The organism is Enterobacter cloacae complex sp. P27C (assembly GCF_014895705.1).
In the GTDB taxonomy this organism is placed as follows: Bacteria; Pseudomonadota; Gammaproteobacteria; order Enterobacterales; family Enterobacteriaceae; genus Enterobacter; species Enterobacter bugandensis.
Genome location: NZ_JADBQB010000006.1, coordinates 63,203 through 86,824, shown reverse-complemented (window position 1 = coordinate 86,824; position 23,622 = coordinate 63,203). Strand labels below are relative to the sequence as shown.

General features: G+C 57.4%; 28 protein-coding genes. 19 read left to right on the top strand and 9 right to left on the bottom strand.

All coding sequences use genetic code 11. The annotated features are described in order from the left end of the window. Window positions 1-66 precede the first annotated feature (66 nt). Complete coding sequence (gene speA, locus IM291_RS13695) at window positions 67-2,043, bottom strand: biosynthetic arginine decarboxylase (RefSeq protein ID WP_049001461.1); 1,977 nt, start codon at window positions 2,041-2,043, stop codon at window positions 67-69. Window positions 2,044-2,051: 8 nt separating this feature from the next. After that, window positions 2,052-2,183, bottom strand: coding sequence for an acid stress response protein YqgB (yqgB, locus tag IM291_RS13690; protein ID WP_127312443.1), 132 nt, complete (start codon window positions 2,181-2,183; stop codon window positions 2,052-2,054). Window positions 2,184-2,372: 189 nt separating this feature from the next. On the opposite strand from yqgB, the gene IM291_RS22040 reads away from it, so the two are divergent. The 9 genes from IM291_RS22040 to ruvX all read left to right on the top strand — a co-directional run bounded on the left by IM291_RS22040 (window position 2,373) and on the right by ruvX (window position 9,917). Continuing rightward, window positions 2,373-2,660, top strand: a complete 288-nt coding sequence (locus tag IM291_RS22040) for a hypothetical protein (protein ID WP_045260764.1) — start codon at window positions 2,373-2,375, stop codon at window positions 2,658-2,660. Between the two features lie 186 nt (window positions 2,661-2,846). After that, window positions 2,847-4,001: a methionine adenosyltransferase gene (gene metK / locus IM291_RS13675; RefSeq protein WP_041908329.1), complete on the top strand. Its 1,155-nt coding sequence runs from the start codon at window positions 2,847-2,849 to the stop codon at window positions 3,999-4,001. 359 nt (window positions 4,002-4,360) lie between these two features. Further along, window positions 4,361-5,758 carry a galactose/proton symporter gene (galP, locus tag IM291_RS13670; protein ID WP_045629996.1) on the top strand — a complete coding sequence of 466 codons (1,398 nt, stop codon included), beginning with the start codon at window positions 4,361-4,363 and terminating at the stop codon, window positions 5,756-5,758. A 58-nt stretch (window positions 5,759-5,816) separates the two neighbouring features. Beyond that, window positions 5,817-6,314 carry a SprT family zinc-dependent metalloprotease gene (locus IM291_RS13665; RefSeq protein ID WP_192987108.1) on the top strand — a complete coding sequence of 166 codons (498 nt, stop codon included), beginning with the start codon at window positions 5,817-5,819 and terminating at the stop codon, window positions 6,312-6,314. Between the two features lie 94 nt (window positions 6,315-6,408). Next, window positions 6,409-7,116, top strand: a complete 708-nt coding sequence (endA, locus tag IM291_RS13660) for a deoxyribonuclease I (RefSeq protein WP_192987106.1) — start codon at window positions 6,409-6,411, stop codon at window positions 7,114-7,116. Window positions 7,117-7,167: 51 nt separating this feature from the next. Continuing rightward, on the top strand, window positions 7,168-7,899 hold the full coding sequence (gene rsmE, locus IM291_RS13655) for a 16S rRNA (uracil(1498)-N(3))-methyltransferase (RefSeq protein WP_049001469.1): 732 nt from the start codon (window positions 7,168-7,170) through the stop codon (window positions 7,897-7,899). Window positions 7,900-7,918: 19 nt separating this feature from the next. Beyond that, window positions 7,919-8,866: a glutathione synthase gene (gene gshB, locus IM291_RS13650; protein WP_155026349.1), complete on the top strand. Its 948-nt coding sequence runs from the start codon at window positions 7,919-7,921 to the stop codon at window positions 8,864-8,866. 74 nt (window positions 8,867-8,940) lie between these two features. After that, window positions 8,941-9,501 carry a YqgE/AlgH family protein gene (locus IM291_RS13645; RefSeq protein WP_028014368.1) on the top strand — a complete coding sequence of 187 codons (561 nt, stop codon included), beginning with the start codon at window positions 8,941-8,943 and terminating at the stop codon, window positions 9,499-9,501. Further along, window positions 9,501-9,917, top strand: coding sequence for a Holliday junction resolvase RuvX (ruvX, locus tag IM291_RS13640; RefSeq protein WP_021242076.1), 417 nt, complete (start codon window positions 9,501-9,503; stop codon window positions 9,915-9,917). The genes IM291_RS13645 and ruvX overlap by 1 nt, the downstream gene beginning before the upstream one ends. Before the next feature lie 9 nt (window positions 9,918-9,926). On the opposite strand, the gene IM291_RS13635 is transcribed toward ruvX, so the two are convergent. After that, window positions 9,927-10,907, bottom strand: a complete 981-nt coding sequence (locus tag IM291_RS13635; RefSeq protein WP_041908325.1) for a type IV pilus twitching motility protein PilT — start codon at window positions 10,905-10,907, stop codon at window positions 9,927-9,929. Window positions 10,908-10,924: 17 nt separating this feature from the next. Between IM291_RS13635 and IM291_RS13630 the strand changes: the two genes are divergently transcribed. The 6 genes from IM291_RS13630 to IM291_RS13605 all read left to right on the top strand — a co-directional run bounded on the left by IM291_RS13630 (window position 10,925) and on the right by IM291_RS13605 (window position 14,641). Next, window positions 10,925-11,626 carry a YggS family pyridoxal phosphate-dependent enzyme gene (locus tag IM291_RS13630; RefSeq protein WP_192987104.1) on the top strand — a complete coding sequence of 234 codons (702 nt, stop codon included), beginning with the start codon at window positions 10,925-10,927 and terminating at the stop codon, window positions 11,624-11,626. 21 nt (window positions 11,627-11,647) lie between these two features. Beyond that, window positions 11,648-12,214: a YggT family protein gene (locus IM291_RS13625; RefSeq protein WP_045260768.1), complete on the top strand. Its 567-nt coding sequence runs from the start codon at window positions 11,648-11,650 to the stop codon at window positions 12,212-12,214. Further along, window positions 12,211-12,507, top strand: a complete 297-nt coding sequence (yggU, locus tag IM291_RS13620) for a DUF167 family protein YggU (protein WP_047364545.1) — start codon at window positions 12,211-12,213, stop codon at window positions 12,505-12,507. Before IM291_RS13625 ends, yggU begins: the two co-directional genes overlap by 4 nt. 3 nt (window positions 12,508-12,510) lie before the next feature. Continuing rightward, window positions 12,511-13,104, top strand: coding sequence for an XTP/dITP diphosphatase (locus IM291_RS13615; protein WP_010435473.1), 594 nt, complete (start codon window positions 12,511-12,513; stop codon window positions 13,102-13,104). Next, window positions 13,097-14,239, top strand: a complete 1,143-nt coding sequence (hemW, locus tag IM291_RS13610; RefSeq protein ID WP_048957286.1) for a radical SAM family heme chaperone HemW — start codon at window positions 13,097-13,099, stop codon at window positions 14,237-14,239. The genes IM291_RS13615 and hemW overlap by 8 nt, the downstream gene beginning before the upstream one ends. A 63-nt stretch (window positions 14,240-14,302) precedes the next feature. Beyond that, entirely contained in the window at window positions 14,303-14,641 is a 339-nt protein-coding gene (locus tag IM291_RS13605) for an endonuclease domain-containing protein (protein ID WP_192987102.1), read from the top strand. 82 nt (window positions 14,642-14,723) lie between these two features. On the opposite strand, the gene IM291_RS13600 is transcribed toward IM291_RS13605, so the two are convergent. Genes IM291_RS13600 through trmB form a run of 3 tightly spaced genes read right to left on the bottom strand, consistent with a single transcriptional unit; the run spans window position 14,724 to window position 16,543 of the window. Beyond that, window positions 14,724-15,440, bottom strand: coding sequence for a DUF2884 domain-containing protein (locus IM291_RS13600; RefSeq protein ID WP_041908321.1), 717 nt, complete (start codon window positions 15,438-15,440; stop codon window positions 14,724-14,726). Window positions 15,441-15,497: 57 nt separating this feature from the next. Further along, on the bottom strand, window positions 15,498-15,824 hold the full coding sequence (locus IM291_RS13595) for a YggL family protein (protein ID WP_028014375.1): 327 nt from the start codon (window positions 15,822-15,824) through the stop codon (window positions 15,498-15,500). Continuing rightward, window positions 15,824-16,543, bottom strand: coding sequence for a tRNA (guanosine(46)-N7)-methyltransferase TrmB (trmB, locus tag IM291_RS13590; RefSeq protein ID WP_028014376.1), 720 nt, complete (start codon window positions 16,541-16,543; stop codon window positions 15,824-15,826). The genes IM291_RS13595 and trmB overlap by 1 nt, the downstream gene beginning before the upstream one ends. A gap of 144 nt (window positions 16,544-16,687) precedes the next feature. Here trmB and mutY point away from each other — a divergent pair, with 144 nt between their 5' ends. The 4 genes from mutY (at window position 16,688) to IM291_RS13570 (ending at window position 20,697) form a co-directional block, all read left to right on the top strand. Then, entirely contained in the window at window positions 16,688-17,740 is a 1,053-nt protein-coding gene (mutY, locus tag IM291_RS13585; RefSeq protein ID WP_192971871.1) for an A/G-specific adenine glycosylase, read from the top strand. A gap of 26 nt (window positions 17,741-17,766) precedes the next feature. After that, window positions 17,767-18,039 (top strand): oxidative damage protection protein, encoded by a 273-nt coding sequence (locus IM291_RS13580; protein WP_003862425.1) that lies wholly within the window; start codon window positions 17,767-17,769, stop codon window positions 18,037-18,039. A 56-nt stretch (window positions 18,040-18,095) separates the two neighbouring features. Further along, window positions 18,096-19,172, top strand: a complete 1,077-nt coding sequence (mltC, locus tag IM291_RS13575) for a membrane-bound lytic murein transglycosylase MltC (RefSeq protein ID WP_045260773.1) — start codon at window positions 18,096-18,098, stop codon at window positions 19,170-19,172. Between the two features lie 268 nt (window positions 19,173-19,440). Beyond that, the gene (locus tag IM291_RS13570) at window positions 19,441-20,697 is read left to right on the top strand and encodes a nucleoside permease (RefSeq protein WP_041908317.1); all 1,257 of its coding nucleotides are present in this window, start codon (window positions 19,441-19,443) and stop codon (window positions 20,695-20,697) included. A gap of 79 nt (window positions 20,698-20,776) precedes the next feature. Here the strand turns inward: IM291_RS13570 and citG are convergent, their stop codons facing one another. From citG to citF, 3 genes are read right to left on the bottom strand one after another with little or no spacing between them, the layout of a single operon-like run. Then, entirely contained in the window at window positions 20,777-21,580 is an 804-nt protein-coding gene (gene citG / locus IM291_RS13565) for a triphosphoribosyl-dephospho-CoA synthase CitG (RefSeq protein ID WP_192971873.1), read from the bottom strand. Then, entirely contained in the window at window positions 21,558-22,097 is a 540-nt protein-coding gene (citX, locus tag IM291_RS13560) for a citrate lyase holo-[acyl-carrier protein] synthase (protein WP_045630634.1), read from the bottom strand. The genes citG and citX overlap by 23 nt, the downstream gene beginning before the upstream one ends. Beyond that, a complete protein-coding gene (gene citF / locus IM291_RS13555; protein ID WP_048957282.1) occupies window positions 22,094-23,617 on the bottom strand; it encodes a citrate lyase subunit alpha in 1,524 nt (507 codons plus the stop codon). Before citF ends, citX begins: the two co-directional genes overlap by 4 nt. Window positions 23,618-23,622 lie beyond the last annotated feature (5 nt).

Below are 23,622 nucleotides of genomic sequence, written 5' to 3'. Positions count from 1 at the left end.
GTATAGGGCATTGTGCGGTCTGATGCCCTCACCCCAACCCTCTCCCACCGGGAGAGGGAGGTTTTACTACTCGTCTTCCAGGTAGGTGTACCCGTACAGACCCGCTTCAAACTCTTCCAGGAACTGCTGCTGCAGCGCATCGTCCAGACCGGTGTTTTTCACCTGGTCGCGGAACTGGGTGAGCAGTTTTTTCGGATCCAGCTGCACGTATTCCAGCATGTCCGCCACGGTGTCCCCTTCGTCGGACAGCTCAACCTCGACGCTGCCGTCAGGGAAGACAAACACGTCAACCGCTTCGGTATCACCGAACAGGTTGTGCATGTTGCCGAGGATCTCCTGATACGCACCCACCATAAAGAAGCCCAGCATTGGCGGGTTCTCCGGATCGTACTCCGGCATTGGCATCGTCGTTGCGATACCGTCACCGTCAACGTAGTGGTCAATCGCGCCGTCAGAGTCACAGGTGATGTCCAGCAGCACCGCGCGACGTTCCGGGGCGTGGTTCAGCCCTTCCAGCGGCAGAACCGGGAACAGCTGGTCGATACCCCAGGCATCCGGCATCGACTGGAACAGGGAGAAGTTGACGTACATTTTGTCCGCCATACGCTCCTGCAACTCGTCGATAATCGGACGATGCGCGCGGTTGCTCGGGTCGAGCTGTTTCTGCACTTCATGGCACATGTTCAGGTAGAGCTGCTCCGCCCACGCGCGCTCTTGCAGGCTGAAGGTGCCTGACGAGTAGCCGACGTGGATATCGTGCAGATCCATCTGGCTGTCATGCAGCCATTCGCGTAGGGAGCGACGCGTGCCCGGCTCGTGCATTTCCTGCCAGGTTTCCCACATGCTTTGCAGGGAACGTGGGGCATCATCTTGCGGAGGCGTCGCTTCGGTGATTTCGCTGCGCTCAACGCCAATGATATTAGACACCAGCACCGTATGGTGCGCGGTAACCGCGCGGCCAGATTCGGTGATCACCGTCGGGTGCGGCAGGCCGTGCTCTTCACAGGCATCGCCAATCGCCCAGATGATGTTGTTGGCGTATTCGTTCAGGCCGTAGTTCACCGAGCAGTCGGACTGGGAGCGGGTTCCTTCGTAGTCCACGCCCAGGCCACCGCCCACGTCGAAGCACTGAATATTCACGCCAAGCTTGTGCAGCTCAACGTAGAAACGCGCGGATTCACGCACGCCGGTGGCGATGTCGCGGATATTGGCCATCTGCGAGCCGAGGTGGAAGTGCAGCAGCTGAATGCTGTCCAGACGACCGCGCTCGCGCAGGATCTCCACCAGTTGCAGCACCTGGTTCGCCGCGAGGCCGAACTTGGATTTTTCACCGCCGGAAGACTGCCATTTACCGGAACCCTGCGACGCCAGACGCGCACGCACGCCGAGGCGTGGGATCACGTTCAGACGCTCGGCCTCTTCCAGCACGATGGCAATTTCGGTCATCTTCTCGATAACCAGATAGACCTTGTGGCCCATCTTCTCGCCAATCAGCGCCAGACGAATGTATTCGCGGTCTTTATAGCCGTTACAGACGATCACCGACCGGGTCATGCCCGCGTGCGCCAGAACCGCCATCAGCTCCGCTTTGGAGCCTGCTTCCAGTCCCAGCGGTTCGCCGGAGTGGATCAGGGATTCGATTACGCGGCGGTGCTGGTTCACCTTGATCGGGTAAACCAGGAAGTAGTCGCCTTTATAGCCGTAGGATTCACGCGCGCGCTTGAAGGCGGCGTTAATCGAACGCAGGCGATGTTGCAGGATCTGCGGGAAGCAGAACAGTGCAGGCAAACGCTGGCCCTGAGCTTCACGGGCCTTCACCAGCTTAGCGAGATCCACGCGCGCTTCAGGGACGTCCGGGTCCGGGCAGACGCTGATGTGGCCCAGCTCGTTGACGTCGTAGTAGTTATTGCCCCACCAGGCAATATTGTAGGTGCGCAGCATCTTGCTGGCTTCCTGGGAGCTCATCGCAACCTCCTGCATAGAACGTAGTACACCCTGTTCGCCCGCTGACGAAGGCGAAAAAGAAGACATGTCGTCAGACATAGCGAACCTCAACTCTTTGTATTAAGTGTAAAACAGTTGACTACTATCGCAGCGTTATACGGCGATAACAACCCATAAACGGCTCCGTTTCCCAGCAGAGTATGCTGAAATCCAGACCGTGCGACCGGTTTCTTATTCATATCATTGTAAAACACGTATCCGAACTCTGTATGACAAGGTTCGGCGAAACCACGAGAAAACTCTTGTATTAACAAGAGCGCCCTTGTTCAGTTTTCACAGAGCGTAACCGGCCCTTGAATCCTGAGAAGCGCCGAGATGGGTATAACATCGGCAGGTTTGCAGACTAGAAATGCGGGTTGCGGGAATCAATGGCGCGCCAGAACGGCAGCGCTGAATTAGCGGAAAACGATGGTTCATTATCTCGTATCACCTCCACGGCCGCCTCTGATGAAACGGACCCCAAGCCAAAGCTAAAAGTTCACTGCTTAACCCGGCTGGAAGTGGCGACACGATGTATTCATCGAGCGCTGATTTTATATGAGCCGCGCGCCGCGTTTTATACCGAGAAGGGGGCTAAAAAGCAAAACAAAAATACGCGTGTTGCCAGCAGCGTCAGGAAAAATTTCCAGCAGCCATTTCAACGCAGTGAGAGATGAATCAAAAAAAACTGGAAATCGGGCGAAGAAGTGACCTAAAATAGCCATCCAGATGTTAATCCATCTATACTGATTAACACTCATACTGCCAGTGTCAAAAACCTGCAGGCCTTGGTAGAATTATCTCCTTTGGCTATTCCACACAGCAGCTTGAGCTAACCAAATTCCTCTTAGGTGAAATAAAACATGGCAAAACACCTGTTTACGTCCGAGTCCGTATCAGAAGGACATCCTGATAAAATTGCTGACCAAATCTCCGATGCGGTGCTGGATGCGATCCTGGCGCAGGATCCTAAAGCGCGCGTAGCGTGTGAAACCTATGTCAAAACCGGCATGGTTCTGGTTGGCGGTGAGATCACCACCAGCGCATGGGTTGATATCGAAGAGATCACCCGTAACACGGTGCGTGAGATCGGCTATGTACATTCTGATATGGGCTTTGATGCCAACTCCTGCGCGGTACTGAGCGCGATTGGCAAACAGTCTCCGGACATCAACCAGGGCGTTGACCGTGCCGATCCGCTGGAACAAGGCGCGGGCGACCAGGGCCTGATGTTCGGTTATGCAACCAACGAAACCGACGTGCTGATGCCAGCACCTGTGACCTACGCACACCGTCTGGTGCAGCGTCAGGCTGAAGTGCGTAAAAACGGCACCCTGCCGTGGCTGCGCCCGGATGCGAAAAGCCAGGTCACCTTCCAGTACGACGACGGCAAAATCGTCGGTATTGATGCGGTGGTGCTGTCTACCCAGCATGCCGAAGAGATCGATCAGAAATCCCTGCAGGAAGCAGTGATGGAAGAGATCATCAAGCCGGTTCTGCCAACCGAATGGCTGAGCTCAGCAACCAAATTCTTCATCAACCCAACCGGACGCTTTGTTATCGGCGGCCCAATGGGCGACTGCGGCCTGACCGGTCGTAAAATCATCGTTGATACCTACGGCGGCATGGCGCGTCACGGTGGCGGCGCGTTCTCCGGTAAAGATCCGTCTAAAGTTGACCGTTCTGCCGCGTATGCTGCACGTTATGTGGCGAAAAACATCGTTGCTGCCGGCCTGGCTGACCGCTGTGAAATTCAGGTTTCCTACGCTATCGGCGTGGCTGAGCCAACCTCCATCATGGTGGAAACCTTCGGCACGGAGAAAGTGCCTTCAGAACAGCTGACCCTGCTGGTGCGCGAGTTCTTCGACCTGCGTCCATACGGCCTGATTCAGATGCTGGATCTGCTGCACCCAATCTACCAGGAAACCGCTGCATACGGTCACTTTGGTCGTGAACATTTCCCATGGGAAAAAACCGACAAAGCCGCTCTGCTGCGTGAGGCTGCCGGTCTGAAGTAATCGACAGCCGAGAGTATTAAACAGGCCAGCCTTTGTGCTGGCTTTTTTTATGTCGGGTGGCGGCTAAAGCCGCACAACTGAAAGCGATTACACCGCACCGGCACCACTCCGCTTTCAGAATAATCTCTTTGCATGTTCGCCTTTCTTCTGCTGTTACATTTCCTTTCAGTTAAGTCTGAAATTCAAACAAACGCGATGCGCATCACCTCGTTTACCTCTATATTTTCAAAGCTTTAATAATTTTTACGGTTGCACGTTAGTGTAACCGATTACACCATTGTGATTAATCTCACATATTTTTACGGGTCGCTCACCTACCCTTATCATCAATAAAACTGATAACCCAACTGGAGGGCATAATGCCTGACAATAAAAAACAGGGGCGTACGTCCAACAAGGCGATGACTTTCTTCGTCTGCTTCCTCGCCGCCCTGGCAGGATTACTCTTTGGCCTGGATATCGGCGTCATTGCCGGCGCTCTTCCCTTTATCGCAGACGAATTCCAGATTAACGCGCATACCCAGGAATGGGTGGTTAGCTCCATGATGTTCGGTGCGGCCGTTGGGGCCGTCGGCAGCGGCTGGCTCTCCTTCAAGCTCGGACGCAAAAAGAGCCTGATGATCGGTGCGATCCTCTTCGTCGCCGGTTCGCTCTTCTCCGCTGCCGCCCCTAACGTTGAAGTGCTTATTCTTTCCCGCGTGCTGCTGGGCCTTGCGGTGGGCGTGGCGTCTTACACCGCCCCGCTCTACCTCTCCGAAATAGCGCCGGAGAAAATCCGCGGCAGCATGATTTCCATGTACCAGCTGATGATCACCATCGGTATTCTCGGCGCTTACCTGTCCGATACCGCGTTCAGCTACAGCGGCGCATGGCGCTGGATGCTCGGCGTGATCATCATCCCGGCTATTCTGCTGCTGATTGGCGTCTTCTTCCTGCCGGACAGCCCGCGCTGGTTTGCCGCCAAACGTCGCTTCGTTGATGCCGAACGCGTGCTGCTCCGCCTGCGCGATACCAGCGCGGAAGCGAAAAACGAGCTGGAAGAGATCCGCGAAAGCCTGAAGGTAAAACAGTCCGGCTGGGCGCTGTTTAAAGAGAACAGCAACTTCCGTCGGGCGGTGTTCCTCGGCGTGCTGCTGCAGGTGATGCAGCAGTTCACCGGGATGAACGTCATCATGTACTACGCGCCAAAAATCTTTGAACTGGCGGGCTACACCAACACCACCGAGCAGATGTGGGGCACCGTTATTGTGGGCCTGACCAACGTGCTGGCGACCTTTATCGCCATCGGCCTGGTGGACCGCTGGGGTCGTAAGCCAACCCTGACCCTGGGCTTCCTGGTGATGGCGACGGGTATGGGCGTTCTCGGTACGATGATGCATGTGGGCATCCACTCCCCAACCGCCCAGTACTTCGCGGTGGGTATGCTGCTGATGTTTATCGTCGGGTTTGCGATGAGCGCCGGTCCGCTGATTTGGGTACTGTGCTCTGAAATCCAGCCGCTGAAAGGGCGTGATTTTGGTATCACCTGCTCTACCGCAACCAACTGGATTGCCAACATGATCGTCGGCGCAACGTTCCTGACCATGCTCAACACCCTGGGCAATGCCAACACCTTCTGGGTCTACGCCGGTCTGAATATCTTCTTTATTGTGCTGACCATCTGGCTGGTTCCAGAAACCAAACATGTTTCTCTGGAACATATTGAACGTAACCTGATGAAAGGTCGTCCGCTGCGCGAAATCGGCGCCCACGACTAATCCTCTTGCGGGAGGCGCCTCTTGCGCCTCCCCGCTTCCCGCTTTATGCTCTGCCCCTATGAAAGCTCCCCGTCTCCCCATCGCCATTCAGCAAGCCGTTATGCGCAGCCTGCGGGAAAAACTTGCCCAGGCGAATCTGAAACTCGGCCGCAATTACCCTGAACCGAAGCTGGTCTATCAGCAGCGCGGCACCGCAGCCGGCACCGCCTGGCTGGAATCGTACGAGATCCGCCTGAACCCGGTGCTGATGATGGAAAACCAGCAGGCGTTTATTGAAGAAGTGGTGCCGCACGAGCTGGCGCACCTTCTGGTGTGGAAACACTTCGGACGCGTCTCGCCGCATGGAAAAGAGTGGAAATGGATGATGGAGGCGGTGCTCGGCGTTCCGGCGCGCCGTACCCATCAGTTCGAGCTGGAATCGGTACGCCGCAATACCTTCCCCTATCGCTGCCAGTGTCAGCAGCACCAGCTTACCGTCCGCCGCCATAACCGCGTGGTGCGCGGCGAGGCGACCTACCGCTGCGTCAAATGCGGCGAACCGCTGATTGCGGAGTAATGACCTGAACTTTCAGGAACTTTCCTGATCTGACTGATTGCATACAGGAACAACATTCGTTACGTTGCGGGCTCGTTTTGACACGGAGTGTAAGATGTCCCGTAATGTTTCTCTCGCGGTCGCTTTTCTGGCGACGGCGCTCTCAGGCCCTGCGCTGGCCGACGGTATCAACAGTTTTTCCCAGGCCAAAGCGGCAGGCGTGAAGGTGAACGCCGATGTGCCGGGCGATTTCTACTGCGGCTGTAAAATTAACTGGCAGGGTAAAAAAGGGGTCGTTGATCTTGCGTCATGCGGCTACAAGGTGCGTAAAAACGAAAACCGCGCCAGCCGAATTGAATGGGAACACGTCGTTCCGGCCTGGCAGTTTGGCCACCAGCGCCAGTGCTGGCAGGATGGCGGACGTAAAAACTGTTCTAAAGATCCTGTCTACCGTCAGATGGAAAGCGATATGCATAACCTGCAGCCCGCCGTGGGTGAAGTGAACGGTGACCGCGGCAATTTCATGTACAGCCAGTGGAACGGTGGCGAAGGCCAGTACGGCCAGTGTGGAATGAAGGTGGATTTTAAAGAGAAAGTCGCCGAGCCGCCTGCCCGCGCGCGCGGCAGCATTGCCCGCACCTATTTCTATATGCGCGACCGTTACGACCTCAACCTCTCCCGCCAGCAGACGCAGTTATTCAACGCCTGGGACAAGCAGTACCCGGTGACGGAGTGGGAGTGCCAGCGCGACGAACGCATTGCCAGGGTCCAGGGGAATCATAACCCTTACGTCCAGCGGGCTTGCCAGGCGCAAAAGAGCTAACCTACACTACGGCAATTCGCTTATACCGCATGACATATGGAATTTTTGACTATGCGCATTCCCCGCATTTACCACCCAGAACTGATTACCGCAGGCCGCGAGATCGTCCTGTCTGACGACGCCGCTAACCACGTTGGTCGCGTGCTGCGCATGGGGGCTGGCCAGGCAATACAGCTGTTCGACGGCTCTAATCAGGTTTTCGACGCGGAAATCACGCGGGCGGATAAAAAAAGCGTGCATGTGAATGTCTTGCGCGGCGAAGTGGACGACCGTGAATCGCCGCTGCATATCCACCTTGGGCAGGTGATGTCGCGCGGAGAAAAGATGGAGTTCACCATTCAAAAATCCATTGAGCTGGGTGTAAGCCTCATTACGCCACTTTTTTCCGAGCGCTGTGGCGTTAAACTGGATGCGGAACGTCTGAACAAAAAGATCCAGCAGTGGCAGAAAATCGCCATTGCGGCCTGCGAACAGAGCGGTCGCAACCGTATTCCGGAGATCCGCCCGGCGATGGATCTGGAGGACTGGTGTGCAGAAGAGGATAGCGGGCTGAAGCTCAATCTTCATCCGCGCGCCAGCGCCAGCATCAATACGCTGCCGCTGCCCGTTGAGCGCGTACGCCTGCTGATTGGTCCCGAAGGCGGCCTGTCGGCGGACGAAATTGCGATGACGGCGCGCTACCAGTTTACTGATATTCTGTTGGGACCTCGCGTTCTGCGCACTGAGACAACGGCACTCACGGCCATAACCGCGCTACAGGTAAGGTTTGGCGATCTGGGTTGAAGTATTAACGGAGAAGAACATGATAAAGCTCGGCATCGTGATGGATCCCATCGCAAACATTAACATCAAGAAAGACTCCAGCTTCGCCATGCTGCTGGAAGCGCAGCGTCGTGGCTATGAGCTCCACTATATGGAGATGAACGATCTTTATCTGATCAACGGTGAAGCCCGCGCACGCACCCGCATCGTTAACGTCGAGCAGAACTACGACAAATGGTACGAATTCGGCACCGAGCAGGACATTGCCCTGGCCGACCTCAACGTCATCCTGATGCGTAAAGATCCGCCGTTTGACACCGAATACATCTATAGCACCTACATCCTTGAGCGTGCCGAAGAGAAAGGGACGCTGATCGTCAACAAGCCGCAGAGCCTGCGCGACTGCAACGAGAAGCTTTACACCGCCTGGTTCTCTGACCTGACGCCGGAAACGCTGGTAACCCGCAGCAAAGCGCAGCTGAAAGAATTCTGGCAGAAGCACGGCGACATCATCATGAAGCCGCTGGACGGCATGGGCGGCGCGTCTATTTTCCGCGTGAAGAACGGCGACCCGAACATTGGCGTGATTGCCGAAACGCTGACCGAGCTGGGCACGCGTTACTGCATGGCGCAAAACTATATTCCAGCGATCAAAGATGGCGATAAGCGCGTGCTGGTCGTGGACGGTGAGCCGGTGCCTTACTGCCTGGCGCGTATCCCACAGGGTGGCGAAACCCGCGGTAACCTGGCGGCAGGTGGCCGCGGCGAGCCGCGCCCGCTAACCGAAAGCGACTGGGAAATTGCCCGCCGCGTTGGCCCAACGCTGAAAGCCAAAGGCCTGATCTTCGTTGGCCTGGATATCATCGGCGATCGCCTGACTGAAGTTAACGTCACCAGCCCAACCTGCATTCGCGAAATCGAAGCGGAGTTCCCGATCTCGATCACCGGAATGCTGATGGACGCTATCGAAAAACGTTTACAGAAATAAACTGTGACAGCGCCTGGGTTTATCCCCATACTGGGCGCTGTCGCTTTTTAAACCAGGAAACAGTACCTCTGACAATGAATTTACAGCATCACTTTCTTATTGCCATGCCTGCTCTCCAGGATCCGATTTTTCGCCGCGCCGTGGTTTATATTTGTGAATACAATGAAGACGGCGCGATGGGTATTATCATCAACAAACCGCTGGAAAACCTGCAGGTTGAAGGGATTTTGGACAAGCTGAAAATCTCGGCTGAAGCGCGCCTGCCGGAAATCCGGCTTGATAAACCGGTGATGCTGGGTGGACCTCTTGCCGAAGATCGCGGCTTTATCCTGCATACCCCGCCGGTATTCTCTTCCAGCATTCGCATCTCCGATAACACCGTGATCACCACCTCGCGCGACGTGCTTGAAACGCTGGGCACCGCTGAGCAGCCTTCCGAAGTGCTGGTGGCGCTGGGCTATTCGTCGTGGGAGAAAGGCCAGCTTGAGCAAGAGATCCTCGATAACGCCTGGCTTACCGCACCTGCGGACATGAATATTCTTTTTAAAACCCCTATTGCCGATCGCTGGCGTGACGCGGCAAAGCTGATTGGCATTGATATTCTGACCATGCCTGGCGTAGCGGGGCACGCGTAATGAGCGGCACCCTTCTCGCCTTCGACTTCGGCACCAAAAGCATCGGCGTCGCCGTGGGTCAACGGATCACCGGCACCGCTCGCCCGCTCACGGCGCTGAAAGCTAACGACGGCACGCCGGACTGGAACCTGATTGAGCGCCTGCTCAAAGAGTGGCAGCCGGACGACGTGATTGTCGGCCTGCCGCTGAACATGGACGGCACCGAGCAACCGCTTACCGCCCGCGCGCGTAAATTCGCCAATAAAATCCATGGCCGCTTTGGCGTCTCCGTGAAGCTTCACGACGAGCGTCTCAGCACCGTCGAAGCGCGTGCAGGCCTGTTTGAACACGGTGGCTTCCGGGCGCTCAACAAAGGCAGCGTAGACTCCGCTTCAGCCGTTATCATCCTCGAAAGCTACTTCGAACAGGGCTTTTAACGCAGGGGCCTACAGCCGCCCCTGTGCCCGTCTCTCCGCCAGGCTCTGGTCAAAGTTCTGCATTCCCGCCTGCTGGCCGGTTTGAATGATGCCGGGCAGCTGCCACGTCTTCCCCTCACGAATCAGATTCGCCGCCGCCGCGGTGTTTACCAGCAGCTCGTACAGCGCGACGCGCCCGCCCTGAAGATCGGGAAGCAGCTTTTGCGCCAGCACTGCCCGCAGGCTGCCGGCCAGCTGGTTACGCACCGGATCTTTCTCCTGCGCCGGGAACGTATCGACCAGCCGTTCAATCGCCTGTGCTGCCCCGCGCGTGTGCAGCGTCGCCAGCACCAGATGCCCGGTCTCTGCCGCCGTTAGCGCCAGGCGGATCGTTTCGCTGTCGCGCAGCTCCCCCAGCAAAATAACGTCCGGGTCCTCGCGTAACGCACTGCGCAGCGCCTCTGCAAATGACGGGCTGTGCTGGCCTATCTCCCGCTGCTGAATCAGGCAACGTTCACTCTGGTACATAAACTCCACCGGATCTTCAAGCGTGAGGATATGGCCGTCAGTATGGCGGTTGAGGAAGTCGACCATTGCGGCCAGCGTGGTGGATTTACCGCTGCCGGTCGCTCCCGTTACCAGAATCAACCCGTTGTCGCTGGACAACAGTTCGGGAATAGCGCGCGGCACCCCAAGCGAAGGGAGCTGCGGACAGGAACGCGGCAACAGCCGCAGGGTAACGGAGATGCCCTTCATCTGCTTAAACGCACTGCCGCGCAGACGCTGGTCTCCTGCGACCGTCACGGCAAAATCGACCTGCCCGTTTGCCCACCATGCGCCCTGCTGTTCGTCGTTGAGCCACGCCTTTAGCAACGCCCCGACATCCGGCGGCGGAAACGGGGCCGGCTCAAGGCGGCCCAATCTGCGCCAGCGCGGTGGTGAATCACTGCACAGGTGTAGATCGGAGACGTTATGCTTTACACTAAGGGCCACAATTTCTTCCACATCCATAGACTACTCCTCGGAAAATGAACGACATTGCGCATAACCTGGCACAGGTCCGGGACAAAATCTCAGCCGCTGCAACGCGTTGCGGCCGTGCTTCAGAAGAAATTACGTTGCTTGCAGTCAGCAAAACCAAGCCTGCGAGCGCTATCGCAGAAGCGATTGCTGCAGGTCACCGGGCGTTTGGCGAAAACTACGTGCAGGAAGGTGTGGATAAAATTCGCTACTTCCAGGAGCAGGAGACGTCCGATCTGCAATGGCACTTTATTGGTCCCCTGCAGTCGAACAAAAGCCGTCTGGTGGCAGAGCACTTTGACTGGTGCCATACCATCGACCGTCTGCGTATTGCTTCCCGTCTGAACGACCAGCGCCCGGCGGAGATGCCTGCGCTTAACGTGCTGATTCAAATCAACATCAGTGATGAAAACAGCAAGTCCGGCATTGCGCTGAGCGAGCTGGATGCGCTGGCCGCAGAGGTGGCCGCCCTGCCGCGCTTAACCCTGCGCGGGCTGATGGCCATTCCGGCACCTGAGTCAAGTTATGAAAGGCAGTTTGCCGTGGCACAGCAAATGGCTGTAGCATTTGAGGCGCTTAAAACGCGCTATGAAACGGTAGACACGCTTTCACTGGGCATGTCGGATGATATGGAAGCCGCCATCGCGGCAGGCAGCACTATGGTGCGCATCGGCACAGCCATTTTCGGTGCGCGCGACTACACCAAATAATAAGGAAACCTGAGGAACGCCATGAAGACGTTGACTTTCCTGCTCTCAACGGTCATTGAGCTGTACACGATGGCGCTTTTGCTGCGCGTCTGGATGCAGTGGGCCCGCTGTGACTTTTACAATCCGTTCTCCCAGTTTGTCGTGAAAATCACGCAACCTGTTGTCGGACCGCTGCGCCGTATTATCCCGGCCATGGGCCCCATCGACAGCGCTTCGCTGCTGGTGGCGTTTATTCTGAGCGTGCTCAAAGCCATCGTGCTGTTTATGGTTATCACCTTCCAGCCGATTATCTGGATTGCCGCCGTCCTGATTCTGATCAAAACCGTCGGTTTGCTGATCTTCTGGGTACTGCTGGTGATGGCGATCATGAGCTGGGTAAGCCAGGGACGTAGCCCGGTAGAGTATGCCTTGATTCAGCTGGCCGAGCCGCTGCTGCGTCCGATCCGTAACCTGCTTCCGTCCATGGGCGGCATCGACTTCTCCCCGATGATCCTGGTGCTGCTGCTCTATGTGATCAACATGGGGATCGCCGAACTGCTCCAGTCTACGGGCGATATGCTGCTGCCGGGGCTGTGGATGGCGCTATGAGTGCAGTAAGCACCTGCACCGACGGGCTGGTTTTACGGCTGTATATTCAGCCGAAAGCCAGCCGTGACAGTATTGTTGGGCTGCATGGCGACGAGCTAAAGGTCGCCATCACCGCCCCACCGGTCGATGGCCAGGCGAACGCGCATCTGACCAAATATCTGGCAAAACAGTTTCGCGTCGCCAAAAGCCAGGTCATCATTGAAAAAGGTGAACTTGGGCGGCATAAACAGGTAAAAATCCTTAATCCGCAATCTATCCCGACGGAAGTCGCGGCTCTGACAGAACAGGACTAAACCATGCAGAAAGTTGTTCTCGCGACCGGTAACGCCGGTAAAGTGCGCGAGCTGGCCTCGCTATTAAATGATTTTGGGCTGGACGTGGTGGCTCAGACCGAGCTGGGCGTGGAGTCCGCCGAAGAGACGGGCCTGACGTTTATCGAAAACGCCATTCTGAAAGCGCGCCATGCGGCGCAGGTAACCGGCCTGCCCGCGATTGCCGACGACTCCGGTCTGGCCGTGGATTTTCTCGGCGGTGCGCCGGGGATTTACTCCGCCCGCTATTCCGGGGTGGACGCCACCGACCAGCAGAATCTGGAAAAGCTGCTCGTGGCCCTGAAGGACGTTCCCGACGAACAGCGTACCGCGCAGTTCCACTGCGTGCTGGTCTACATGCGTCATGCAGAAGACCCGACGCCGATCGTCTGTCACGGCAGCTGGCCGGGCGTGATTACCCGTGAAGCGGCGGGCAACGGCGGCTTTGGCTACGACCCGATTTTCTTTGTCCCGACCGAGGGCAAAACCGCTGCGGAACTGACCCGCGAAGAGAAAAGTGCGATTTCCCACCGTGGACGCGCGCTGAAACTGTTACTGGAAGCACTGCGTAATGGCTAATTTGCCGCCTCTGAGTCTTTATATTCATATCCCGTGGTGCGTGCAGAAATGCCCGTACTGCGATTTCAATTCGCACGCGCTGAAGGGCGAAGTGCCGCACGATGACTACGTCGCGCATCTGCTGGCCGACCTGGACGCCGATGTGCCGTACGCACAGGGACGTGAAGTTAAGACCATTTTCATTGGTGGCGGTACGCCGAGCCTGCTGTCAGGCCCGGCAATGCAGACGCTGCTGGACGGCGTGCGTGCGCGCCTGAACCTGGCGGCGGATGCGGAAATTACGATGGAAGCCAACCCTGGCACCGTTGAGGCCGACCGTTTTGTCGAGTATCAGCGCGCGGGCGTGAACCGCATCTCCATCGGCGTGCAGAGCTTTAGCGAGCCGAAGCTGAAGCGTCTGGGTCGCATTCACGGCCCGGAAGAGGCGAAGCGCGCGGCGAACCTGGCAACGGGGCTTGGGCTGCGCAGCTTTAACCTCGATTTGATGCATGGCCTGCCGGATCAGTCGCTGGAAGAGGCGCTGGACGATCTGCGCCAGGCCATTGCGCTGAACCCGCCGCACCTGTCGTGGTATCAGCTCACCATCGAGCCAAACACGCTTTTCGGCTCCCGCCCGCCGGTGCTGCCGGATGACGACGCGCTGTGGGATATCTTCGAGCAGGGCCACAAGCTTTTGACCGCTGCCGGGTATCAGCAGTATGAAACGTCCGCCTACGCGAAGCCGGGCTTCCAGTGTCAGCACAACCTGAACTACTGGCGTTTTGGTGATTATCTGGGGATTGGCTGCGGCGCCCACGGCAAAGTGACCTTCCCGGACGGTCGCATCCTTCGCACCGCCAAAACCCGCCACCCGCGCGGGTATATGGAAGGCCGCTACCTGGAGCGTCAGCACGACGTTGAGGCGGCGGATAAGCCGTTTGAGTTCTTTATGAACCGTTTCCGCCTGCTGGAAGCCGCGCCGCGCGCGGAGTTTTCGCTGTACACTGGCCTGGCGGAATCGGTGATTCGTCCGCAGATTGACGAAGCGCTGGCAAAGGGGTATCTCACCGAGAGTGAGGAATGCTGGCAGATCACCGAGCACGGCAAGCTGTTCTTAAACTCCCTTCTTGAGCTGTTCCTCGCCGAAGATTCCTGAAGGCTGATTCAGGATTTCGCATCCCGTTCTGCCGGCTAAGGGAAAGGCTGGCAGAGTATGGGGATGGAAAAATCAAAACAACTCCGTAAACAAATGACGCCCGAAGAGTTACGCCTCTGGTATTTACTCAGGGGACGCCGCTTCTTTGGCTATAAGTTTCGCCGCCAGATGCCGATTGGTGCATATATCGTGGATTTTGCCTGTTTTAAGGCAAGGCTGATTATCGAGCTGGACGGTGGCCAACATCAGAATAACGAAACCTATGATTCACGTCGTACTGAATTTTTGAATGCGAACGGCTGGGAAATACTACGGTTCTGGAATAACGAATTCAGGACAAACGAGGAGGAGGTGTTAATGGCTATCAGGCAACGACTGCGCTGCCTGATGCCCTCACCCTAGCCCTCTCCCACAGGGAGAGGGAACAATTACACCCTCTCCCCTGGGGAGAGGGCTGGGGTGAGGGGCCCAGCGCGCAGCGAACTTACTTCAGCGTCCCCACCAGCGCCTTCCGGCTGTCTTCCAGCGACACCACGCGTTTACACACGTCTTTGCCGAACTGCTGGAAATCATCTTCCTGGTTCTTCCATTCGTTCTGAATGGAAGTCTGCAAGCCGCCCAGGCTGCCCAGCACGCCCTGCAGCGGGTTACCGCCGCCTTTCAGCACGGCTTTGGCGCCCATCTCGTTGATGCTGTCCTGCAGGATGCCGCCCATCGCCTGGTTCACCAGCTGCTGGCCGTCAGCGCGGACCTGATCGATCGCCTTATAGTGGAACGTCAGGCCATCAGAGCGCGTCTCGATAATGCGGTTCATCTGCTCTTTGAGCTGCTTGTCGAGCTTCGTAAGGCGGGAGCGCATATTACTGCTCTCCCCCACCTCTTTAGTGATGATTTTGTCCAGCGCGACGCGGCTCTTTTCGACGCGCGTCAGGGCGCCTTCATTAATCCATGGCAGCGCGGTACGCAAATCGGCCTGATAATCTTTCGCCTGCTCACGCTGTGCGGCAGTCAGGTTGTACTGTTTGCCGTTAAAGGTGACGTTCCCTTCCGGCGTAATCACCAGATTGCCGTTCTCGCCTTTGACCTGCACGGTTTGCGGGCTTAACACCACGTCATCACGCGGGGTGACGCTACATTGATAATCCGCATGGGCGGTGAATCCGGTTGCCATCAAAGCAACAGCCAGCAACGTTTTGCGCATCTTAAACACTCCCTCAGACAAAATGGGCCAGCTAATGCTGGCCCGCTTACTGCTTTATTAGTCCCACCAAACGTCGAAAAGTTCGCTCACGCGGACATCTTCCAGCTTGTGCTCTTCAAGCCATTTGCGAACCAGGGCCTGATGTTCTTCGGTGCATTTGCCAACTTCCTGGGTGCAGATCAGACCTTCCCATGCCAGGTAGCCGCTACCGTCGAAGGCCAGCTTGTTAGGCTCGATCACCTCGTTGATGAACGCATCAACGTCCTGGTCGATCTGCTCAACGCTGGTGCCTTCCGGGAAACGCCAGGCAACGGAGAAGCCCACTTCCTGGAATTCTTCGATGTGCATCTTTTTACGCAGACGACGGCTACGATTCTTTGCCATTATTTCACCCTCTCGAACATTAAGTCCCATACGCCGTGACCAAGACGATGGCCACGCTGTTCAAATTTTGTCACCGGACGCGATTCCGGACGCGGTACGTAGTCGTTGCTCTCGGACTGATTTTTGTACCCGTCCAGCGACGACATCACTTCCAGCATGTGTTCCGCATAAGGTTCCCAGTCGGTCGCCATGTGGAAAACGCCGCCCAGCTTGAGCTTGCTTTTCACCAGCTCGGCAAACGGTGCCTGAACGATACGGCGTTTATTATGACGCGCTTTGTGCCATGGGTCAGGGAAAAAGAGCTGAACCATGTTCAAAGAATTGTCAGGAATCATTTTGTGCAGCACTTCCACCGCGTCGTGACACATCACGCGCAGGTTCTCAACGCCCTCTTCGTGGGCCGTTGCCAGGCACGCGCCGACGCCCGGCGAGTGTACTTCAATGCCGAGGAAGTTCTGCTCCGGGCGCGCTTTCGCCATAGTGACCAGCGAGGTGCCCATACCAAACCCGATCTCCAGCGTGACGGGCGCGTCGCGGCCAAACAGCTCGGTAAAGTCGAGCGGCTGCTCGCTGAACTCAACGCCCATCACCGGCCAGTAGTTGTCCAGCGCGTGTTGCTGCCCTTTGGTCAGGCGGCCCTGACGGCGGACAAAGCTGCGAATACGGCGCAGCGGGCGACCGTTTTCATCAAATTCCGGTGAAATGACGTCGTTTTTCATAAAAGAGTTGTCTGCTTGTGAGAATGTTCGGGAAACGGGCATTATCCAAAGTTAAGGCTTCTATGCAAGCATGGGAAAGATCCGGTTTACAGCAGATTGACGCTGTGCTGCAATCTGCGTCCCTGATTATGCGAATCGATGACCATGCAAGCCTCTCAATTTTCAGCCCAGGTGCTGGACTGGTACGACAAATACGGGCGTAAAACCCTGCCCTGGCAAATTGAAAAAACGCCCTACAAAGTATGGCTCTCCGAGGTGATGTTGCAACAAACGCAGGTCGCCACCGTGATCCCTTACTTCGAGCGTTTTATGGCACGCTTCCCGACGGTCACCGACCTGGCAAACGCGCCGCTGGACGAAGTACTGCACCTGTGGACCGGGCTGGGCTATTACGCCCGCGCGCGCAACCTGCACAAGGCCGCGCAGCAGGTCGCCACCCGCCACAACGGTAAATTCCCGAAAACCTTCGACGAGGTGGCCGATTTACCCGGCGTAGGACGTTCAACCGCAGGCGCGATCCTCTCCCTTTCATTAGGCAAGCATTTCCCGATCCTCGACGGCAACGTGAAGCGCGTGCTCGCACGCTGCTACGCCGTTGACGGCTGGCCGGGTAAGAAAGACGTTGAAAAACGCCTCTGGGAGATCGCTGAAGCGGTCACCCCGGCGAAGGGCGTAGAGCGTTTTAACCAGGCGATGATGGATCTCGGCGCGATGGTCTGCACGCGCTCAAAACCAAAGTGCGAACTCTGCCCGGTGAGCAACCTCTGCGTGGCGTATGCCAACCAGTCATGGGCGCAGTATCCGGGTAAGAAACCTAAACAGACGCTGCCGGAGCGCACCGGCTATATGCTGCTGATGCAGCACGGTGACGACGTCTTCCTCGCCCAGCGTCCGCCGAGCGGTCTGTGGGGTGGTCTATACTGCTTCCCACAGTTTGAAGATGAAAACTTGCTGCGTGAATGGCTTAAACAGCGCGGCATTGCGGCAGATACCCTGACGCAGCTGACCGCGTTTCGCCACACCTTCAGCCATTTCCATCTGGATATAGTACCGATGTGGCTTCCCGTGTCCTCATTCACCTCCTGCATGGATGAAGGCACCGCTCTCTGGTATAACTTAGCGCAACCGCCATCAGTCGGGCTGGCGGCTCCCGTGGAGCGCCTGTTACAGCAATTACGTGCCGGTGCAATGGTTTAGCATCGGCAACACAAAGAGGAATACGTATGGCCAGAACCATTTTTTGTACTTTCCTGCAGCGCGACGCTGAAGGCCAGGATTTCCAGCTCTACCCGGGCGACCTGGGCAAGCGCATCTATAACGAGATCTCCAAAGAAGCCTGGGGACAGTGGCAGAAAAAACAGACCATGCTGATCAACGAGAAAAAGCTCAGCATGATGAACCCGGAGCACCGCAAGCTGCTGGAGCAGGAGATGGTGAACTTCCTGTTCGAGGGCAAAGACGTCCACATCGAAGGCTATACGCCGCCGGAAAAATAACAGCGTGCGGGTGAAACCCCGCCGTTAAAGCAAACACAACACGCACTCCCGGAATGATGAAAAAACTTTTAGCGCTAGCCCTTGTTGCGCCGTTGCTGGTCTCGTGCTCGTCCAAAAAAGGCGATGATTACAATGAAGCCTGGGTCAAGGACACCAACGGTTTTGACATTTTGATGGGGCAGTTTGCCCATAACATCGAGAACATATGGGGATTTAACGAAGTTCTTATTGCCGGACCGAAGGACTACGTTAAGTACACCGACGCCTATCTGACCCGTAGCCACATCAACTTTGATGAGGGTACGATCACCATTGAGACCATCGCAGGCACCGACCCTGCGGCACGGCTGCGTCAGGCGATCGTCAAAACCCTGTTGATGGGTGACGATCCGGGATCTATCGATCTCTACTCCGATGCGGACGACATCACCATTTCGAAAGAGCCGTTCCTGTACGGTCAGGTTGTCGACCAGACCGGACAGCCGATCCGCTGGGAAGGTCGCGCCACGAAATTTGCCGACTACCTGCTGCAGACGCGCCTGAAGAGCCGCTCTAACGGCCTGAAGATTATCTACAGCGTTACCATTAACCTTGTCCCGAACCACCTCGACAAGCGTGCGCATAAGTATCTGGGCATGGTGCGTCAGGCGTCGCGTAAGTATGGCGTGGACGAGTCGCTGATCCTGGCGATTATGCAGACCGAATCCTCGTTCAACCCGTACGCGGTGAGCCGTTCCGACGCGCTGGGGCTGATGCAGGTTGTCCAGCACAGCGCCGGTAAAGACGTCTTCCGCTCGCAGGGGAAATCCGGCACGCCGAGCCGCAGCTATCTGTTCGATCCGCAAAGCAACATTGATACCGGCACGGCCTATCTGGCGATGCTGAACAATGTCTATCTCGGCGGAATTGATAACCCGACGTCGCGTCGCTATGCAGTGATCACCGCCTATAACGGCGGCGCGGGCAGCGTGCTGCGCGTCTTCTCGAATGACAAAGTGCAGGCTGCGAACATCATCAACAGCATGGCGCCGGGGGATGTTTACTCCACCCTCACCACCCGCCACCCGTCTGCGGAATCCCGCCGATACCTGTATAAAGTGAATACGGCGCAGAAAAACTATCGTCGTCGGTGATCGGCCCTCCTTCTCCCACAGGGAGAAGGGGTTCTGCTTCCCCTCTCCCACAGGGAGAGGGTCAGGGTGAGGGCATCAGGCCGCACCTATCCTCCACCCATACGAAAATGTTATTTGCATCACAATCCAAACTGCAAATTAATGTGGATTGCATTTTTTTGCGGGAGGTAACAAAACATATCGTTGCCAACTGATAGAATTGCATCAAATAACAACCCTGAATGTTCCTATAACAACATATCTCCCGCTCACTTGTGAGGAAAGTAACATGAACCTTAAGCTGCAGCTTAAAATCTTGTCGTTTCTGCAGTTCTGCCTGTGGGGTAGCTGGCTGACTACACTCGGCTCCTATATGTTTGTGACGCTCAAGTTTGATGGTGCGTCAATCGGTGCCGTCTACAGCTCGCTGGGTATTGCGGCTGTTTTCATGCCAACGCTGCTCGGTATCGTGGCGGATAAATGGTTAAGTGCGAAATGGCTGTATATGCTTTGCCATCTGGTGGGTGCGGGGACGCTGTTTATGGCGGCCGAAGTGACCACGCCGGGGGCGATGTTTATGGTGATCCTGCTTAACTCGCTGGCGTATATGCCAACGCTTGGGCTGATCAACTCCATCTCCTACTACCGCCTGAAATCTGCCGGCCTGGATATCGTCACCGACTTCCCGCCAATCCGTATCTGGGGCACCATCGGCTTTATCATGGCGATGTGGGGCGTGAGCTTCGCGGGCTTCGAGCTGAGCCACATGCAGCTGTATATTGGTGCTGCGCTCTCCGTACTGCTGGCGCTGTTCACCCTGACGCTGCCAACCATTCCGGTATCTAACCAGCAGAAAAACCAGAGCTGGAGCACCATGCTTGGCCTGGATGCCTTCGCGCTGTTCAAAAACAAGCGCATGGCGATCTTCTTTATCTTCTCCATGCTGCTGGGCGCGGAGCTGCAAATCACCAACATGTTCGGCAACACCTTCCTGCACAGCTTCGATAACGATCCGCTGTTTGCCGGGAGCTTTATCGTTGAGCATGCGTCGGTGATGATGTCCATCTCGCAGATCTCCGAGACGCTGTTCATCCTGACCATCCCGTTCTTCCTGAGTCGCTACGGCATCAAAAACGTCATGCTGATCAGTATCGCCGCGTGGATGCTGCGCTTCGGCCTGTTCGCCTACGGCGACCCGAGCGCGTTCGGCACCGTGCTGCTGGTGCTGTCGATGATTGTTTACGGCTGCGCCTTCGACTTCTTCAACATTTCCGGTTCGGTGTTTGTGGAAAAAGAGGTGAAGCCTGAAATCCGCGCCAGCGCGCAGGGCATGTTCCTGATGATGACTAACGGCTTCGGCTGTATTCTGGGCGGCGTGGTGAGCGGTAAAGTGGTTGAGATGTACACCACCAACGGTATCACCGACTGGCAGCCCGTGTGGCTGATCTTCGCGGCGTATTCGCTGGTGCTGTTCTTCGCGTTCCTCGCGCTGTTCAAGTACAAGCACGTTCGCACAGCGCACGGTACACAGCCGATTGCGCATTAATTGTTGTGCCCGGTGGCGCTTCGCTTACCGGGCCTACAAAACCAGACCGTAGGCCGGGTAAGTCGTAGCCGCCACCCGGCTATTTTATTGCAGAGAGCACCCACCCCACCGACAGCAAATCCGCGCTGCCGCCCGGACTCAGGTTTCGTTCAATCAGTACCTCATCCATCTTAAGCAACGCCTCGCGATCCCAGCCGTTAGCCAGCAGTTCCCGCGCATAGCCCTGAACGTAGCGCAGCCCCTGAATGCCGCCGCGCGACACGAGATTACTGTCCTGATTGACCGCCATCAGGCGCAACAGCAGGTCGTGAAGCGACTGTCCGTTCCACTGCCCCAGCGCCTTACGCACCGTCGCAAAGCCGCTCTCCGCCTCGCCTCGCGCCCCGGTTAAGCCGTACTGCTGAAACTGCCGCTCGCCCGCCGTCGCCTGCCCGCTGCGCGCTGCCAGCTCCCGCGACACCAGCCCGCTGCAGATGTTACTCACCTCACAACAGAGGCTGTCCGCAGAGACATTTTTCACACGCCCGGCAGCGAAGCATAGCAGGCCAAGAGCAAAAATCCCGCCCTTATGCGTGTTCACGCCGTTCGTCGCGGAGTACATCGCCTGCTCGCAGGCCATCCCCATCGGGCGGAGAAGCCGTAGCTGTTCGCCAGCCGGTTTATCCGCCTGCGCGCTGCCCAGCTCGGCAAAGCGCGAAAACCACGGTGCAATCGCCGCAATGCTGCGGACAAACAGCGCGTGGTCCATATCGCGATGGGAACCGTTGTTGAGCTTGTCCACCAGCCCCGGCTTGGGCGTCAGCTCAAGCTCCTGCCACAGCGCCGCTTCGGCAAGCGCGGGCACGTCAACCGGGCGCGGTTTAGTCGCGAGCAAACCAGTCATCGATCGTTTTCTCCACGCGGGAAACAACCTGCTCAACGGGGTGATTGCGCGAACGGGAGCAGGCATGCGCGGGCTCGTCGCAGATCAGACAGCGCCTGAGGTTTGCCCCCAGCGACTGGCGCCCCACGTGGCCATGCTGAGGGCAGATCACGTCCAGATCCCACAGCCTGCCGAGCGGGTGCGTCTGCTCCAGTTCCGCGCAGTGCGCTTTGATTTCCGCCGCCGGATGGGCGACGCACCACAAGGCTTCCGGTCCGGTGGGCAGCCACAGCACCTGGCGGTCCAGCACCTGCCAGCGGTTCTCCCACAGCAGCTGGTCGCACATCTGCAGCGCCACGCCCATGGTGTTGCGATAGCGCAGGCTGTCCTTGATTTCCCCTGGCGTGACCAGCGTGAGGGAGATCACCGGCTGTTTATAGTGCTCAAGCATGTCAGCCTGACGGGCTGCGCGACGCTCTTTCGCCGCCAGCAGTTCCTCCAGGCTGACACCCGCCCGCACGGGTGTCGCTAAAATCATACTGACTCCTTCACCTGTCGTACGGTGTCGATCACGCTGCCGTCGCGGTAGCGGATCACCCCGACGATTTTGTCGGTAAATTCAATCGGTTTCGGTACGCCGGTCAGGGAAATCGCCCGCTCATAGAGCGCGCTAATGTCCACTACCTTCAGCCCGGCCTCCAGCAGCCGCTCGCGGATCTCCGGGCGCGCCGGGTTGACTGCAATACCGTGGTCGGTGACCAGCACGTCGATGCTCTCCCCCGGCGTGAGGCGCGTGGTGACGCGCTTGACCACCGTCGGAATGCGGCTGCGCAGCAGCGGCGCGACCACGATGGTCAGGTTGGCTGCCGCCGCCACGTCGCAGTGCCCGCCGGATGCGCCACGCATCACGCCGTCGGAGCCGGTGATGACGTTGACGTTGAAATCAACGTCAATTTCCAGGGCGCTGAGGATCACCACGTCGAGCTGGTCGCAGCTTGCCGCCTTGCTGCCGGGGTTGGCGTAGACGTTGGTGGAGATCTCTACGTGGTTCGGGTTGCGCGCCAGCGAAGCCGCCGCCTGGCCGTCAAAGCACTGGGTGTCGAGCAGCTTTTCGATGAGCCCCTTCTCGTGCAGATCCACCAGGCTGCCGGTGATGCCGCCGAGCGCAAAGCGCGCCTTTACGCCGCTGCGCTCCATCTTCTCTTCCATAAAGCGCGTGCAGGCGGTGGCCGCCGCGCCGGAGCCGGTCTGCATCGAGAAGCCCGGCTTGAAGTAGCCGGAATGCTCGATCACGTCCGCCGCATAGCGGGCGATCATCAGCTCGCGCGGGTTGCTGGTGACGCGCGCCGCGCCGACGCTGATTTTCGCCGGATCGCCCACACTCTCCACCTGCACGATGTAGTCCACCTGGTCCTGCACCAGGCTGGCGGGCATATTCGGGAACGGCACCAGCTCTTCGGTCAGCAGCACCACCTTGCGGGCAAAGTGCGCGTCCACCATCGCGTAGCCGAGCGAGCCGCAGCACGATTTACCGTGCGTGCCGTTAGCATTGCCAAACGCATCGCTGCACGGCACGCCGAGAAACGCCACGTCGATATTCAGCTCGCCGTCCTGGAGCAGCTTCACGCGCCCACCGTGGGAGTGAATCTGTACCGGCTCGTCCATCAGCCCGTGGGAGATGGCGTCCGCCAGCCTGCCGCGCATGCCCGAGGTGTAAATCCGGGTGATGACGCCGCTTTCAATATGCTCGATCAGAGCGTCGTTGCAGGTCATCAGCGAGCTGGAGGCCAGAGTCAAATTTTTAAATCCCATCCGCGCCAGCAGCGCCACAACGGTGTTGATCACCCGGTCGCCTTCGCGAAAGGCATGGTGGAAGGAGATGGTCATCCCGTCCTGCAGGCCGCTGCGCGCTACGGCTTCTTCAAGGGAGGCACAGAGCTTGCGGTTGTGCTTCGCGTCACTGTCAGCCAGCCAGGGCGTCGCGCTGTGGGCAGTATCAAAGGGTTTCAGGTCCCGCAGATGGGGGAAGTTTACGTGGAGAAGTTCTGTTTGATTCATTTTGT